General features: G+C 46.1%; 15 protein-coding genes. 9 read left to right on the top strand and 6 right to left on the bottom strand.

The window, feature by feature from the left end:
- Positions 1 to 13: 13 nt before the first annotated feature.
- Positions 14 to 1,087 carry a biotin-dependent carboxyltransferase family protein gene (locus ACN0W5_RS09980; protein ID WP_417453988.1) on the bottom strand — a complete coding sequence of 358 codons (1,074 nt, stop codon included), beginning with the start codon at positions 1,085 to 1,087 and terminating at the stop codon, positions 14 to 16.
- Positions 1,087 to 1,833 carry a 5-oxoprolinase subunit PxpB gene (pxpB, locus tag ACN0W5_RS09985; protein ID WP_417453989.1) on the bottom strand — a complete coding sequence of 249 codons (747 nt, stop codon included), beginning with the start codon at positions 1,831 to 1,833 and terminating at the stop codon, positions 1,087 to 1,089. The genes ACN0W5_RS09980 and pxpB overlap by 1 nt, the downstream gene beginning before the upstream one ends.
- A gap of 277 nt (positions 1,834 to 2,110) precedes the next feature.
- On the opposite strand from pxpB, the gene ACN0W5_RS09990 reads away from it, so the two are divergent.
- The 5 genes from ACN0W5_RS09990 to ACN0W5_RS10010 all read left to right on the top strand — a co-directional run bounded on the left by ACN0W5_RS09990 (position 2,111) and on the right by ACN0W5_RS10010 (position 6,918).
- A complete protein-coding gene (locus ACN0W5_RS09990) occupies positions 2,111 to 3,088 on the top strand; it encodes a TRAP transporter substrate-binding protein (RefSeq protein ID WP_417453990.1) in 978 nt (325 codons plus the stop codon).
- Positions 3,089 to 3,207: 119 nt separating this feature from the next.
- Entirely contained in the window at positions 3,208 to 3,780 is a 573-nt protein-coding gene (locus ACN0W5_RS09995) for a TRAP transporter small permease (protein WP_417453991.1), read from the top strand.
- A 14-nt stretch (positions 3,781 to 3,794) separates the two neighbouring features.
- Positions 3,795 to 5,090, top strand: a complete 1,296-nt coding sequence (locus tag ACN0W5_RS10000) for a TRAP transporter large permease (protein ID WP_299372527.1) — start codon at positions 3,795 to 3,797, stop codon at positions 5,088 to 5,090.
- 56 nt (positions 5,091 to 5,146) lie between these two features.
- The gene (locus ACN0W5_RS10005; RefSeq protein ID WP_299372529.1) at positions 5,147 to 5,668 is read left to right on the top strand and encodes a winged helix DNA-binding protein; all 522 of its coding nucleotides are present in this window, start codon (positions 5,147 to 5,149) and stop codon (positions 5,666 to 5,668) included.
- A gap of 272 nt (positions 5,669 to 5,940) precedes the next feature.
- Entirely contained in the window at positions 5,941 to 6,918 is a 978-nt protein-coding gene (locus ACN0W5_RS10010) for a helix-turn-helix domain-containing protein (protein ID WP_417453992.1), read from the top strand.
- Between the two features lie 61 nt (positions 6,919 to 6,979).
- Here ACN0W5_RS10010 and pspF read toward each other — a convergent pair whose 3' ends face one another.
- Positions 6,980 to 7,978 (bottom strand): phage shock protein operon transcriptional activator, encoded by a 999-nt coding sequence (gene pspF, locus ACN0W5_RS10015; protein WP_417453993.1) that lies wholly within the window; start codon positions 7,976 to 7,978, stop codon positions 6,980 to 6,982.
- 161 nt (positions 7,979 to 8,139) lie between these two features.
- Here pspF and pspA point away from each other — a divergent pair, with 161 nt between their 5' ends.
- The 3 genes from pspA (at position 8,140) to ACN0W5_RS10030 (ending at position 9,685) form a co-directional block, all read left to right on the top strand.
- A complete protein-coding gene (gene pspA, locus ACN0W5_RS10020; protein WP_299372538.1) occupies positions 8,140 to 8,808 on the top strand; it encodes a phage shock protein PspA in 669 nt (222 codons plus the stop codon).
- Positions 8,809 to 8,883: 75 nt separating this feature from the next.
- Positions 8,884 to 9,111 carry a hypothetical protein gene (locus ACN0W5_RS10025; protein ID WP_046509633.1) on the top strand — a complete coding sequence of 76 codons (228 nt, stop codon included), beginning with the start codon at positions 8,884 to 8,886 and terminating at the stop codon, positions 9,109 to 9,111.
- Between the two features lie 76 nt (positions 9,112 to 9,187).
- A complete protein-coding gene (locus tag ACN0W5_RS10030) occupies positions 9,188 to 9,685 on the top strand; it encodes a hypothetical protein (RefSeq protein WP_417453994.1) in 498 nt (165 codons plus the stop codon).
- Positions 9,686 to 9,800: 115 nt separating this feature from the next.
- Here ACN0W5_RS10030 and ACN0W5_RS10035 read toward each other — a convergent pair whose 3' ends face one another.
- The 3 genes from ACN0W5_RS10035 to ACN0W5_RS10045 form a co-directional block, all read right to left on the bottom strand.
- The gene (locus ACN0W5_RS10035; protein ID WP_417454033.1) at positions 9,801 to 10,085 is read right to left on the bottom strand and encodes a DUF2218 domain-containing protein; all 285 of its coding nucleotides are present in this window, start codon (positions 10,083 to 10,085) and stop codon (positions 9,801 to 9,803) included.
- 98 nt (positions 10,086 to 10,183) lie between these two features.
- A complete protein-coding gene (locus ACN0W5_RS10040) occupies positions 10,184 to 11,341 on the bottom strand; it encodes an ABC transporter substrate-binding protein (RefSeq protein WP_417453995.1) in 1,158 nt (385 codons plus the stop codon).
- On the bottom strand, positions 11,341 to 13,386 hold the full coding sequence (locus tag ACN0W5_RS10045) for a TonB-dependent receptor domain-containing protein (RefSeq protein ID WP_417453996.1): 2,046 nt from the start codon (positions 13,384 to 13,386) through the stop codon (positions 11,341 to 11,343). The genes ACN0W5_RS10040 and ACN0W5_RS10045 overlap by 1 nt, the downstream gene beginning before the upstream one ends.
- A gap of 151 nt (positions 13,387 to 13,537) precedes the next feature.
- Here ACN0W5_RS10045 and ACN0W5_RS10050 point away from each other — a divergent pair, with 151 nt between their 5' ends.
- Positions 13,538 to 14,554, top strand: coding sequence for a helix-turn-helix domain-containing protein (locus ACN0W5_RS10050; protein ID WP_417453997.1), 1,017 nt, complete (start codon positions 13,538 to 13,540; stop codon positions 14,552 to 14,554).
- Positions 14,555 to 14,590 lie beyond the last annotated feature (36 nt).

Consider the following 14,590-nt stretch of genomic DNA (forward strand, 5'->3'; position numbering starts at 1 on the left):
TTCCTCTTGCTGGCTAAGCTTCTAGATGACCGGGGAAATGTCCGGTCAAACTGGCATCAACGACACCGCCGATTAAATTCACTTCATACAAGGCCTTTAGATCCATAACCCCCTCACCAAAATAATCCTGAATAGAGGAAATGGCCCGATCCAACTCTAATTTCTGTTCTTCTCGGGCAGCCTGAGCTTCATCAAGGGAAACGTACTGGAACTTAATATCATTACCCGGCACCAGTTGCCCTAAAAGTGGAAGATCAGATGTAATCACAGCACCAATTTTGGGATAACCTCCAATTGTCTGGCAATCCACAAACAGGATAATAGGCTGCCCGCTACCCGGCACCTGTATAGCCCCCGGAACTATTCCATCAGAAATAAGGTCACTTCCCTTTTCCGGCAAAGGTTTCAATTCATCGCCTTCAAGACGAATGCCCATACGATCTACGTCAGAGCTAACCTTATAACTTTGATCCGTGAATTTGACGATCATGTCATCAGAAAAATAATCATCCTGGGGCCCCGTCATTACACGAATTGTTTCTGCCGTTGTGAGCATCGGTGCAGATACAATTTTTTCCAAACCATCACGTGGGTGCGTTAGTCTAACCTTGATAGAATCCCCCGCCTGTAACGGAAGACCGTTTACTCCCCCCAACTTTGCGCGTGCATAGGTTGAGCAACTATCAAGAACCGGGGCTAAATCAAATCCTCCTTCGACGGTTAAATAGCCCGTCGCCCCATTTTTCAGAGGCTCGACAGAAAGGACATCTCCATCGTCAAGCGTGACAGACTGCCAAGGTTTTATCGCAATACTATCGCCACCATCTGCGAGATTAAGTTCGGCGGTTACATCCCCCGCAAGGCCCAGACGTATTCGCCCGCCTTCCGCCATTACCTTTGGCCCCAAAAACCGAAATTCTAGCGCCGTTTCAAAGGGGGCATTCCCCACCAAAACATTCCCCAACCGCAATGATAACGTATCCGCAGCCCCGCTCCTTGGAACACCAAAGCCAGCAAATCCTTTGCGACCCTCATCTTGAAGAGATGATAAAATACCTGGCGAGAGGATTTTTAGAACAACCGACATCAGCCCTCTCCTTCCATTGTCAAAAAGCTTTGTGGCGCAATACGCTCAGCAGCTAAATCAGCAGTAAGGTCGCCATATTCTTCTGTTGTTATTGGTCTGAATTTCACAGCCCCACCCGGAGAGAGCAAACTGGGCTGCGCCCAGGAACTGTCAAAAAAGGGAACTGGGCAACGCGCAATCAAGTGCCATCCCCCAGGGCTTTCCCACGGATACACAGCCGTTTGTTCGTTGGCAATACCAACTGATCCTGCGGGAACCCTCACTCTCGGGCTTGTTCTTCTTGGAAACTGTAGTCGCGCATCAATTTCCCCCATAAAGGCAAAACCGGGCAAAAAACCAATGAGAAAAATATCATAAATAGCCGAGCTATGTACATTAATGACGTCCTCTACGGACAGCCCGCTACGCTGTGCAACCTCAGCCAAATCAGGCGCCAACTCCCCCTCGTAACAAGCAGGCAAGACCCAGAGTTCCTTGTGCCTATCTTCCTTGCTCAAAGGCTTTTGCGCCAATGCACTTACGTGTTCAACGACATGATTAAAGTTCGCAATATCCGGGTTCAAACACACCGTCAGGGAACGGCTTGCCGAAATAATATCAAACACACCGGGCAGTCGTCCTTCGTCAACTTCCTGTTCAATACAGCCTCTCAATGCGCGAACAGAGCGCGCACCAATAGCCCCTTTTAGCTTAGGAAATTCAATCGTAAAGGCGCTATCGCCTAATGTCAGGACTCGGATATCCAAATTAGCTCTCTTAGTTTTTTTCTTTATTGAACTACAGCCTTAGACACACATCAACTATAAATCGTTATTGTTTTATTGACTTTTTGTCAACATAACGTCATCGTAAATTTATGCGTTAATGATGGCACAGGTATTTTTGGCTCATTAATCACGCTGTATTGCTCAAATCTTCCTGACTTTAAACAGTGAGAATTGAGCCAAAAAGAACGTTTAAGGCCCTGAATATATAAAAAAACATCAAGGCCAACACATAGAAACCCCTGGGAGGTTTTAAAAAATGAAACTTTTACGTAACTTCACCGCTGGTGTTGCTGCCCTTGCTATGGGTGGAATTGCCTCTGCTTCCGCTGACACTTGGGATATGCCGACACCATATCCGGATAAAACTTTTCACACCGCAAACATCATTGAATTTGCCAAGGATGTAGAAACAGCAACTAACGGCGACCTGAAAATCAAAATTCATTCCGCCGGCTCGCTTTTTAAACACCCAGAAATTAAAAATGCCGTTCGTAGCGGTCAGGTGCCAATTGGCGAGTTTTTTCTGTCACGCCTGTCGAATGAACATGCCGCCTTTGGTGCAGACTCACTTCCTTTCCTTGCAACAAATTATGACGATGCAGAAAAGCTTTGGGCCGCTCAAAAACCTGTTATCAGCGCGCTGTTGGACAAACAGGGCTTAATGCCATTGTTCTCTGTTCCGTGGCCACCACAGGGGCTTTATACAAAAAAAGAAATCAAAACGGTTGATGATCTTAAAGGCCTAAAGTTCAGAGCCTACAATGCTACGTTGGAAAAATTCGCCCAACTTACAGGTGCAGCACCGACACAGGTCGAAGTTCCAGACATCCCACAAGCCTATGCAACAGGTCGCGTTGAAGCGATGATCACATCACCATCAACGGGCGCAAACAGCAAAGCTTGGGATTTCGTTTCTCACTACACACACATACAAGCGTGGGTACCGAAAAACATTGTTGTTATTAACAAAAAATACTGGCGTAAGCTTGATGAAGCCACACAAAAGGCTGTTCTTGCTGCGGCAGAAAAAGCGGAAAAACGTGGCTGGGCAATGAGCCAGGAAGAAACCGCTGCTAAAATCAAAATCATGCAAGACAATGGCGTCACAATTGTAAATCCGCCTGCGGCTGAATTGATGACAGGTTTGAAAAAAGTTGGCACTGATATGCTTTCTGATTGGAAAGCATCTGCAGGAGATGAAGGATCTGAGATCCTGAGTTCATACGGCAACTAAGCTCCCTGTTGGGCGGTTCATTTCACTATTTTATCGCGTGATGAACCGCCCCTTTTTATATGGATCCAGCCAGAATGAATGCCCAAGGGCCTATTCATTACTCGGGGATGTGTGTGACCATGAGACAGATACTCAATAAAATATATACGATAAGCGGATGGACAGCGGCCTTTTTTCTTGTGGCCATTTGCCTGACAGTTATAGCACAGGTGGTTTTGAACCTGCTTGACCGCGTTAGTAGCCTGGTTACAGGTGAAGCAATTGGATTGACGATCCCTTCCTATGCCGACTTCACAGGTTTCTTTCTCGCCGGCGCCTCTTTTCTCGCCCTCGCCTACACATTAAGAGACGGTAGCCACATTAGGGTGTCACTGGTTTTGCAACACCTCTCCCCCAAACTGCGTCACATTGTTGAAATTTGGTGCCTGAGTATTGCCGCTGCAATGGCGCTTTATTTCACCACCTACACAGGTTTCCTCGTTCACGAATCATACATCTATAACGATCTCTCCCCAGGTATGATTGCCGTACCAATCTGGATCCCCATGACGCCTGTGCTTGTTGGATTAGCCATTCTGTCCATCGCCTTGATTGATGAACTTGTTTGCGTCATCTCCGGCGGCGAACCGAGTTACGAAGGCAAGGGTGAGAATTTACTTGAGCAAGATCACGCCGATCTTCACGCTGAATAAGAAGGGCAAAACCAATGTCAGAAATTTATTTAACCCTTCTTCTCATGCTTACACTCTTTGCTCTTTTAGGGTCTGGGGTCTGGGTTGCCTTCTCCTTGTTTGGTGTCGGCATCTTTGGGATGGCTCTCTTCACTGACGCCCCTGTTGGCGATGTCCTCGCAACAACCGTTTGGGGTGCCAGTAATCACTGGGCGCTTGCAGCCCTTCCACTATTTATCTGGATGGGTGAAATCCTGTTCCGATCTCGCTTGTCCGAAGACATGTTCAGTGGCCTGTCCCCCTGGATGGGAAAGGTGCCGGGCAAACTGCTCCACGTAAATATTTTTGGCTGTGCTATCTTTGCAGCCGTATCTGGCTCGTCTGCAGCAACAGCGGCAACCATCGGGAAAATGTCAATTCCAGAATTGTCAAAGCGCAAATACCCCGAAAGCATGATGATCGGAACTCTGGCCGGATCAGCCACCCTTGGCTTACTTATCCCCCCATCTATCATCCTGATCGTTTATGGCGTTGCTACCGAGCAATCCATCGCCCGCCTTTTCATCGCAGGCGTCATACCCGGCCTACTTCTCGTCGGCTTGTTTGTCGGCTTTGTGATTATCTGGGCGCTGATGAACAAAGACATTTTGCCAGATGTAATCGAAGAAATCTCATTGGGCGAAAAGCTTAAGCGCGCAAAAAGTCTCCTTCCTGTTGTCATACTAATTAGTGGCGTCATCGGTTCAATTTATACCGGAATCGCTTCACCTACAGACGCTGCGGCTGTTGGCGTTGTTCTTGCTCTTCTTTTGTCTTGGTTTACGGGCGACTTGAACAAAACAACATTTTTCGAAGGACTGATGGGCGCGACGAAGACATCCTGTATGATCGCCTTCATTCTAGCTGGCGCGGCATTTCTAACGGTTGCAATGGGCTTCACAGGCATTCCCAAGCTATTGGCAGAATGGATTGGCGGCCTAGAGCTCAGCCCCTACGCTCTTCTAGCTGCACTTACGGTATTCTTTGTTGTATTGGGCTGCTTTCTCGACGGCATCAGTGTTGTCGTTCTGACCACATCCGTTATCATGCCAATGGTAGAACAGGCCGGGATTGATCCGCTCTGGTTTGGTATCTACATTGTGATTGTTGTTGAAATGTCACAAATCACACCACCGGTCGGCTTCAATCTTTTTGTCTTACAGGCCTTAACCGGGCGAAATATCTTAACCGTTGCAAAGGCTGCCCTACCGTTCTTTGGTCTGCTGGTTCTTGCGCTGGCTATTATTATTGCCGTACCAGAAATCGTCACCTATCTTCCCAATAATATGTAAGCAGACTTCAACACCATCCACGAGATAACCCGTTCTATTAATCAAAAGGTCCCAGTATGTCTGACACACCCAAAACCCCGCGCCACATCGTTTCATCGGAACACCTGGCCAGTGATCAAGGGTGGCAGATGAGCGAACTGGAATACGGTTTGATAATTGCCTTTAACGGTTTTTCCCGCTGGATGGTGCGCTGTATGAATGCTGCGGGGCATCAGGACTTTAATCCGCTTGATGTTCTGGTGCTCCACAACGTGAACCACCGAAACAGAGAAAAGCGGTTAAACGATATATGCTTTGTTCTCAATGTAGAGGATCCGCATACCGTGAACTATTCCCTTAAAAAATTAATCAAAGGAAAACTAGTTAAAGGCACAAAAAAAGGGAAAGAGATCTTCTATTCAACAACAGAAGAAGGTGCAGAAGCCTGCTCTGAGTACAGAAAAATCCGCGAACTGTGCCTGATTGATCCTGCAGTCGCGACAGATACCCGATTTGACGAAGTTGCCCACACAGCACAGATTTTACGTAGCATTTCAGGTCTTTACGACCAAGCTTCCAGAGCGGCAGCGTCGCTTTAGCCCCTAAAAAATCAAACCGCGTTCTACCTATTTAATTTTATGACGCCCTTTATTGACTCGTAAAGTTTGCGAAATGATCCCACTTGTTCTAACGTAAATAAATAATAAGAATACGAGAACAGGCGTATTCAGTGGAACAAAGTTCCACATAAAAAAAATAAAGGGATTAGTGAAGCCATATAAATAATGGTGCACTAGAAACGTCAGGAATAGAGCAACCATTCAGGATACAGCTTTGTATTTTCTTGTGAATTGCTCTTGGGGCAACGAACATGGGATCGACCAGTAACCACGCAACACATGTGGAAAATACATTAGAAACAAATGGCGCCGCACAAACCGAAATCGCGGCGTCTTGGCGGCGCTCGAAACTGCTGCATCATCTCTCGCCTGATTACAGGCGCCCCCCTGAACGCATATCTTCGCACGAACTGAAACAAGCCCGTGAAAAATTGGGCCAGCTGATTCACACAGCAGAAAACAGTTTAGACAATCTGTATCTTGCTGTTGGCAATGCCGGTTGCTGTGTTGTCCTTGCAGATGCAAGCGGCATTGCCGTTGATCGGCGCGGCGCGGGCAGCGACGAAAAGACTTATGATGAATGGGGCCTTTGTACCGGGGCTTTATGGAGTGAAGAAAGTGAAGGCACCAATGGTATTGGCACCTGTATCGTTGAACAACGCGCATTAACAATTCACAAAGACCAACATTTCCATAGCAAGAACATAAACTTGTCTTGTAGTGCGGCCCCCATATTTGATCACGAAGGTCATCTATTGGCAGCCATTGATGTTTCCTCCAGTCGCGCAGACCTGACACCTGATTTTGCGAGGATTATTTCACTTTCTGTAATCAATGCGGCGAGACAGATTGAATCAGAGTACTTTCGCCAAACCTATCATAACGCAGACATCGTATTAGCGACGCCACCTGCCGAACAAAAGAAATCTTCAACAAACTTACAGACGGCTTTATTAGCGGTTGATCAAGATGGAATTGTCATTGGCGCTTCACGGGGGGCACGCCGCATCTACGGACTTAAAAACGGCCCCTTAAAAGAACCCATTCTGCTTGCTGATTTACAAGGCAAACAGGTTAATCACGCCAAAGAGTATGAATTGGCTGAACGTCGGGTTATTTTGCAAGCTCTAGCACACACCGGAGGCAATATCTCTGCCGCAGCCACCGCTATGGGGATAAGCCGCGCCACGTTACATCGGAAAATAAAGTTTATGAAATTGGCGATTTAACCAGATCAATAAAACGCCTTCCCTTATGCCAATCTGGTTCTTGCGCCAATCAGGGCCACTTTTACTTTGAACGAACAGGCACATCGTACTTCTTTAGAAGCCGTCGAAATTGATGATAACTCAACGACAAGGCTTGCGCGGCATCAGTTTGGTTAAACTGATACTTTTCTAGTGTTTGCGTAAGAATTTTTCGCTCAAAGCCCGAAACTGCTTTCGCAAAGTCATCAATGGCCAGACTCTTGTTCTCGACAAGTCCATCTTGTTTCTTATCAGTTGCCCCAAAACGCCATGGGCTGTCAAAGGGATCAATATATATCTCATCAATAGCAACGTCAGAAACTGGCAACCTGCAAATCGTACGCTCAACAGCATTCTTAAGTTCTCTGACATTACCAGGCCAAGCATAGTCAACAAGCTGTCTTCGCGCCTGTTCTGAAAAGCCGGGAAAAAGATCACGCCCCACCTCCCGCGTAACTTCCAGAGCAAAGTGATGGGCTAAAGTCAAAATATCCCGCGGCCGAACTCGTAAAGGCGGTAGCGTAACAACATCAAAGGCCAATCGATCCAGCAAATCAGCACGAAAACCACCTTCCTCGGCCAAAGCAGGTAAATCCACATTAGCAGCCCCAATTACTCGGACATCAACCTGGAGTGTTTCGCTACCCCCTACCCGCTCAAATTCACCATATTCAATAACACGCAGCACTTTCTCCTGTACCGCACTGGACGCTGTGGCAATTTCATCCAAAATGAGTGTCCCACCATCTGCCCGCTCAAATCGCCCGACATGTGTCCGCTGTGCCCCGGTAAATGCCCCCCTCTCATGTCCAAACAGTTCACTTTCCAGCAAGCTATCGTTTAAGGCAGCACAGTTAATCTTAACCAAAGGACCATCCCAGCGACGGGACAGGTAATGTAAACGAGACGTAAACAACTCTTTGCCTGTTCCCCGCTCCCCAACCACAAGACAAGGCTTATCAATCATGGCTAACTGAGATGTCTTTTCGACCACATCCAAAAAATGAGGATCTTCACCGATTATGTTAACTAGAGAGTCCATATGATTAGCTATAATAGTTATCGATTTTCACCATTAAATATCGATAATAATAACTAACATTTCAAGTAATTCATTTAAGCTATTGTTTTTATAAGAAAATTAAAACTGGCACACCTCGTGCAATCTATCTAAGTATTCTTACTCCTCGAAAGGAAATTGTTATGAGTATCTTTTCCCGTCTGACCGACATTGTTAATTCCAACATCAATTCACTGTTGGACCGTGCGGAAGAACCGGAAAAAATGGCCCGTCTTATGATTCAGGAAATGGAAGATACCTTGATTGAGGTACGCTCATCTTCTGTAAAGGCAATTGCCGATAAAAAAGATATCGAAAAGAAGCTAACCGCACTTGAGACATCTAGAGCTGAATGGGCCACCAAAGCAGAATTCGCCCTATCAAAAGGCCGCGACGATCTTGCCAAAGGTGCCCTTTTGGCAAAAAGAAAAATTGAAGAGCAAGCCGGCGCCCTTCAAACGGAGTTGGGTTATATAGAAGAAAGCCTCGCCAAATCTAGCGACGACCTCTCAAAGCTTCAGGTAAAGCTCGACGAAGCCAAGGCAAAGAAAAAGTCGATGGAAATCCGTTTAAACACAGCGGAAAAAAGAGTTAAACTTCGCAAGACAACCTACGACGGTCGCGTTGACGATGCTCTGGCCCGCTACGATAATCTAGAACGTAAAATCACAGAGCTTGATGCTGAAGCTGATTCATACGATCTTGGTAAATCAAAAACGCTTAATGATGAATTTTCCGAATTGGAAGCAGAATCAGAAATTGCCGATGAACTCGCGGCACTTAAAGCAAAAATGGCCAAGCCTAAAAAGTGATGCCTTCACCTATAACGGTCCAGAGCGGCCGGGATTTAGAATAAACAGATTTTAACTGAGAAAGAATTTAAAACAATGAGCTTCGCTGTAGCTTTCTTCGTCCCCTTGGTAGTGTTTTTATCTATCGTTGCCCCGCTCTGGATCATTTTTCACTACATCACAAAGTGGAAAACAATGAAAAAACAAGATCTGGGAAATGGTATGGTTGCCGTCCCCAAAGATGAGCTTTTAAAAATGCGTGACGTTGCGAGAAAGTTGGCAGATCGCGTTGCCACGCTTGAAAAAGTGCTCGAACAGGATTGATCGTCAAGCCTTTCATCCACGCAGCAGCAACTTCACCGCAATAGATTAAGCGACCGGAAGAGAACGGGATATTAAGATGCAAAATCATAGAAAAAAATCAGGCTGTCACAGCTATCAGGCCCACCACCACCAAGGAGCTGTCAAACGGGTTACCCGTGCATTGGCAGATCGTTTTGGCGTCCCAAGGAAGCTTGTTCTGGCCGCCTTTATCATTGGCTTATTCATTAACTTTGTTTTGACCTTAATCGTTTTTTTTCTCTCCCTCTACTGGGTAAATAACCCCGGTCGATTAGAGGAAAAGTTCAACAAAATGGCCAACAAAACAAAAAACTGGATGAACGGAACAAGCTCTCGCGGCACCCAGACACAATATGCCTACGCAGGCACACAACAAACATCATCCCGTCCAGACAGTCACGATAACCACGACAGTGATGATTTGGATTTCTCTGAACTTTGTCGCGAGTTCGAAGATCTGGAACGGCGAACAGCGGATATGGAAAAACACGTATCTTCTGAAGAATACAAACTCAATAAAGAGTTCCAAAAAATGAGAAAAGATGGCGACGCTTAACATTCATCGATCTTTTCCAAACAATACCTATTTGATTATCCGAACAAAAACCGCTCTGGAATTCAGGGCGATTTTTGTGCAACACCACGGTACTAAATATAATATCACAGAGAAATTACCCCGAATATTTCCAATTCATCTCAAGCTTTTCACGCCACGCAAACTTATCAAGATGAATGGTAATAATTCCTTCGATCTTTTCTAACCTGACGCTATCCTCCGCCTGGCAAAAAAAGGATAATGTATTTTCATTGGCCTCTATCACACAGTCACCAATGCCAAAATCGACTGCTCCCTTTTCCGGCGTGTATTGAACCGAAACTTTATGCGCAAAGTGTTTACAAAGCTGCTGTAAATATTTCGCAGCATGTTCGGTTTTGACCGACGCCTTCATCGTCATTGGCAAAATTTAAATCTCCTGGTTTTTATAATTTTACGGATTGAACCGCTTTTCGTCTTTTACCGTTATCTTCACAACATACTTATACGTTATGAATTTTATTTACCCTGAACGGATGCAGCCCAATAGACACCATCTAGAGGAACCGGCTGAAACCGATCAAAATACGTGCCTAGTGTTTCTTCTGGCGCCAAAAACCTGAAACGGTCAGGGTGAAGCCACTTTGCCATAACCTGTACGGCAACAACGTTCATCGGGCTATTATAGAAATGATGCCAAATAGCATAGGCCTTTCCTTGCTTTACAGCCTCTAGCTCTCTCAACTCAGGGCGAGAAAGGGCCGCCATTAAGCTTTTTTCAGCCCTGTCTTTATCCGTATTAGCCCCCAGCTGAATAAACTGCGGGAAACGTTCGTCGGTCATGGTAGATCCAATCGCCGTGCCGATATAAACCTCAGGTTCGTTCAGCAGCAGATACTCACGACTAACCGAACCATGTGTCCCCGGTATCATCTCTCCAAAGACGTTCCGCCCCCCAGCAGCGTCAATAAACCGCCCCATCATACGCTCTCCGATGGCCTCGCAACACTCAGCTCCCAGACCGACCCGAGATTCCATAAATACCATTGGACGAGTGAATTCATTCGGCAGAGCATCTGTAACAAGATCAAGTTGTTCTCGGTAAAAGGCTAAAAACTCTTCTGCCTCGTTCTCTCGCCCCAACAGCTTACCAAGAATCTCAATACTCTTAGGCGTGTTTACCAGCGGATCGATCCTGAAATCCAGAATAACAACGGGAACCCCCGCAGCCTCTAACGTCGCAAGAAGCTGTTTGTCTTTATCATTTGGGCCGTGACCACTTGATAACCCAAAAAATGCAACATCCGGCGCCACAGACAAGGCCTGCTCTAAGCTAAACGATGATGAATTACTGCCCCCAATCCGCGGGATATCGTCAAGCCGTGGATATCGACGGCTATATTGGCCATATGATGCAGGATCATATTTTTCAAATTCGCCCATCATCCCGACAACACGCTGCGTCGGGTCTTTCCTATCCAGTATCGCCAAGCTAGGAAGGTAGCGTCCCTCTCCCAAGATTAACTTTTCTACTGGCACATTAATTTCTACAGACCGACCCGCTAAATCAGTTATTGTCACGGTCTGACCTGCATTCGCTTGCCCCAAGAACAAACACCCAAGTAACAAAGCTATGGAAAATTTCCCAAACGCATACCCAAACCTATACATCGACATTAAAACTCATACTTTGCAGCAAGAAGGAATGTACGTCCCGGGTCGCCATAGGGTGTATATCGCGAACTGTCATACCCAACATTCGCACGATCTACATAATCTTTATCAAACAGATTTTTGACATCAACACGCAATGATAAACCATCAATGTCTTCCGGGTACCATTCGGCATAAAGACCCGCGACAAAATAGCTGTCCAATGCATTGCCGCCATTCTTCTTGGTATCATCATTTTCCAAGGCACCTTCGCCGGTAGCTCCCGCACGTAAGCCAAGATCAGGCCAGGAATACCCTGCCTCAAGACCATAGGTATCCCCCATGAGAATCCCTTGGTAGGCAAGGGTACTCACGGGAACATCCCCGTCGACACGCACATGCGTTTTGGAATAAGAACCCCGCACAAACCCATCCCCAAAGCTATATTTTGCAGACGCATTTACACCTTTGCTGACAACATCGTTCTGGGTACCACGGTTACTGTTCGAAACATCATGTGAATCATCAATTTTAGTGTAGAAAACATTACCATCAAAGGTAAAATTTCCCTCTTCGACCACGAAGCCCGCTTTGTAATTAAAAGAACGCGAGGGAGCCAGATCGTCATAGTTCCAACGCACACCAAATGCACTCCAGTAATTCTGAACCCCGATTTCAGTCATCGGCACACCACCCCAAGCGGTACCAGCACCTGCGTACCCCATAAGCCAGGGCGTGACATCATATTCGCCGCTAAAGTTACCGCTCAACCCGGCATTATCTAGGGTGGTTCCTTCATTACCTTCCAGATGATTATAATCAAACCTCCCCCCAAAAGAGACCCGGGCTTCGTCCGTCAGGGATAGTCGCGCCTGCGTAAACACACCGATATCGTACACTTCTTCTTTATAGTTAGCATCATTTTCACGCCCGCCTTTCCCCCTATCAATATAGAAGTCCGCGCCCGAGGTGATTTTTCCAAGACCCGTTGTGAAGGTATTAGAAGCCTTGCCGTTTATTGTGGTGATATCTGAAACAATGCCTTCGCCAATTGGAGTATTTTTAATATCCGCAAAGAGAGATGTATCCGTATAGCTCAGACTAAAACGTGGATCCCAAAGGTCCGTTGGTGTCTCGTCCCCAATAGAAAGCGAGAATGATTTTCTCTCATAATCAACACGCTGAGGTACGTCAGATGGATTACTTGAACCACCAAAGTTAGCCCGTACCGGACGAATACCATCATCTTTGGTGAACCCACCCGTCAATTTAACCCGGTACCCATTATCAGCACTGTACCCCACCTTTAGAAGGCCGCTTTGCATCTCGGGCTTTGTCCCCGCGACTTCATGCCCTTTCCCGTCAGAATAATTATCGCCGCTGTCATTAGAACCATACACCAAGACGTCAAAGTTATTATACTGTGCAGCCAGCGCCATATTCTCTGAAAATCCGCCAGTATTACTGTTAAAGGTCAGCTTTCCATAACCACCAAAGGCTTCATCGATATCCAGAAAATCGCGCCCGTCCTTTGTTTCATAAGAAATAGAACCTCCTAACGCTTCTGGTCCTGCATCCGCCGGAGCAACACCCGTTTCAACCTTCACAGCTTTAAGCAACTCGGGATCAATAATCGCAGTACCAATATGGTGAAACGTTTTTGTAACCTGCCGTGCCCCGTCGACATCAACAGCTAATTTTGTATCTTCTATCCCGTTCACATAAACCTTTTGCCCAATAGCAATAGGCGAACTTACCGCTACGCCGGGTTCTTGCCGGAACACATCCTTGATGTCTTGCGGATTAATACGCTCCAAGGCTTCCTGACCTACCTGGACACCGCCCGTTAGAACATCTGCCTTACCATCAATATAAACCGGATCAAGAAGGATATCCTGGTCATGGTTGACGACCTCAGACTCAATGATAAGAGGATCTTTTTTTACCTCCTGCGCCACAACACCCGAAGGCAAAGCTATCAATGCCGCCGTTCCCAACAAAAGCCCCTTTAAATTACTCTGGCTAAAATCAAATAAGTGTTCAGAAACAAGTTTGGGGCGTGTTTGCATAGCAACCTCAGCAATCAAAAATCTTTACTAATTGAGAATGCTTCTTATTATTACTTGTTCGTTTTTAACACCAGACAGAATGTTTTTGCAAAAACGTTTCTTTCATTTGCAACAAACGCTTTTACATACATCAAATTCGCATGGAGCCCCTATGCCGTCCTCAGAAATCAGCAACCACACCATGCGCAAGAACCTGACTTATGAAAATCAGATAAAAGAAACCACCTTGTTAAAAATGGGAACACCTGCGCTGAATAAACCAACACCTGAAGACAAATCAGTTGCGTCTGACAGGACAATCCTAAAAGGCAAGATAAGCAACAATCGATACTCTTCATCCCTACAGGTGCATGCGACAGACACTATCGAAGTTCATAATCATCAGGCAGAGGCGATTGTAGGGCCAAACCTAAAAATATGCCTGATTATTCATGGTAAAATAGAGGGAACCCTGGGTGATGATCATTATTCTCTGGATGCAAATAATGGCCCTAAAGGATACATCTGGGCATTACCACGACCTATCCTCTGGACCCGACAAATGCGCAAAGGAACAAAAGTTAGCAAAGTTATCATTTCCGCAGATTTTGACTGGATAAAAACCTACATCAACCAAGACATAGAAAATTCATATCGCATCAATGATTTTCTTCATGGAAAGCTCGATATCAGAGACTGGAAACCTTCGAAGCGCGCCATTTCCCTTGCCGGAAAATTAATTACCCCCCAGGCATCATCGCCAATCATCAAAAAATTACAGGCGGAAAGCAACGCTCTCGAAATTTTAGCCGAAGCTTTAAAAAGTATCCTCACCACAAAATCGTCCTCATCAAACGTTCATAAGGATGCTTCACAAGAACACAAAGCAAGGATGGTCAGAGAATATATAGAAGACAATGTCCATAAAGGCCTCACCCTCGCGGCAATCTCGACCGCTCTCGCAATGAGCAAAAGCGCCCTGCAAAAGTCTTTCAAAATCGCGTACGGCATGACGATCATGGACTACGTCAGAGAACGTCGTCTCGTCACCGCCCGAGATGCGATTGAACAGGATAACCTAACTATTTCACAAGCAGCCTTTTTGGCCGGGTACAACAGTGCTGCAAACTTTTCGACCGCCTTTAAAAGAGTATTTGGTTTTTCCCCATCCGACCTAACAAGCGAATAAGCAAGAAGCCCCCCCTGAAACCAGTCCAGCAAATAT

The organism is Kiloniella sp., assembly GCF_048270245.1.
Lineage (GTDB): Bacteria > Pseudomonadota > Alphaproteobacteria > Kiloniellales > Kiloniellaceae > Kiloniella.

What these genes read in the sequence shown, in the direction of transcription:
- ACN0W5_RS10045 (WP_417453996.1), bottom strand. Translation starts at nt 13,386, where the DNA reads ATGCAAACACGCCCCAAACTTGTTTCTGAACACTTATTTGATTTTAGC.
- ACN0W5_RS10035 (WP_417454033.1), bottom strand. Translation starts at nt 10,085, where the DNA reads ATGACGATGAAGGCGTCGGTCAAAACCGAACATGCTGCGAAATATTTA.
- ACN0W5_RS10040 (WP_417453995.1), bottom strand. Translation starts at nt 11,341, where the DNA reads ATGTCGATGTATAGGTTTGGGTATGCGTTTGGGAAATTTTCCATAGCT.
- pspF (WP_417453993.1), bottom strand. Translation starts at nt 7,978, where the DNA reads ATGGACTCTCTAGTTAACATAATCGGTGAAGATCCTCATTTTTTGGAT.
- ACN0W5_RS10010 (WP_417453992.1), top strand. Translation starts at nt 5,941, where the DNA reads ATGGGATCGACCAGTAACCACGCAACACATGTGGAAAATACATTAGAA.
- ACN0W5_RS10030 (WP_417453994.1), top strand. Translation starts at nt 9,188, where the DNA reads ATGCAAAATCATAGAAAAAAATCAGGCTGTCACAGCTATCAGGCCCAC.
- ACN0W5_RS09980 (WP_417453988.1), bottom strand. Translation starts at nt 1,087, where the DNA reads ATGTCGGTTGTTCTAAAAATCCTCTCGCCAGGTATTTTATCATCTCTT.
- ACN0W5_RS10005 (WP_299372529.1), top strand. Translation starts at nt 5,147, where the DNA reads ATGTCTGACACACCCAAAACCCCGCGCCACATCGTTTCATCGGAACAC.
- pspA (WP_299372538.1), top strand. Translation starts at nt 8,140, where the DNA reads ATGAGTATCTTTTCCCGTCTGACCGACATTGTTAATTCCAACATCAAT.
- ACN0W5_RS10025 (WP_046509633.1), top strand. Translation starts at nt 8,884, where the DNA reads ATGAGCTTCGCTGTAGCTTTCTTCGTCCCCTTGGTAGTGTTTTTATCT.
- ACN0W5_RS09990 (WP_417453990.1), top strand. Translation starts at nt 2,111, where the DNA reads ATGAAACTTTTACGTAACTTCACCGCTGGTGTTGCTGCCCTTGCTATG.
- ACN0W5_RS10000 (WP_299372527.1), top strand. Translation starts at nt 3,795, where the DNA reads ATGTCAGAAATTTATTTAACCCTTCTTCTCATGCTTACACTCTTTGCT.
- ACN0W5_RS10050 (WP_417453997.1), top strand. Translation starts at nt 13,538, where the DNA reads ATGCCGTCCTCAGAAATCAGCAACCACACCATGCGCAAGAACCTGACT.
- ACN0W5_RS09995 (WP_417453991.1), top strand. Translation starts at nt 3,208, where the DNA reads ATGAGACAGATACTCAATAAAATATATACGATAAGCGGATGGACAGCG.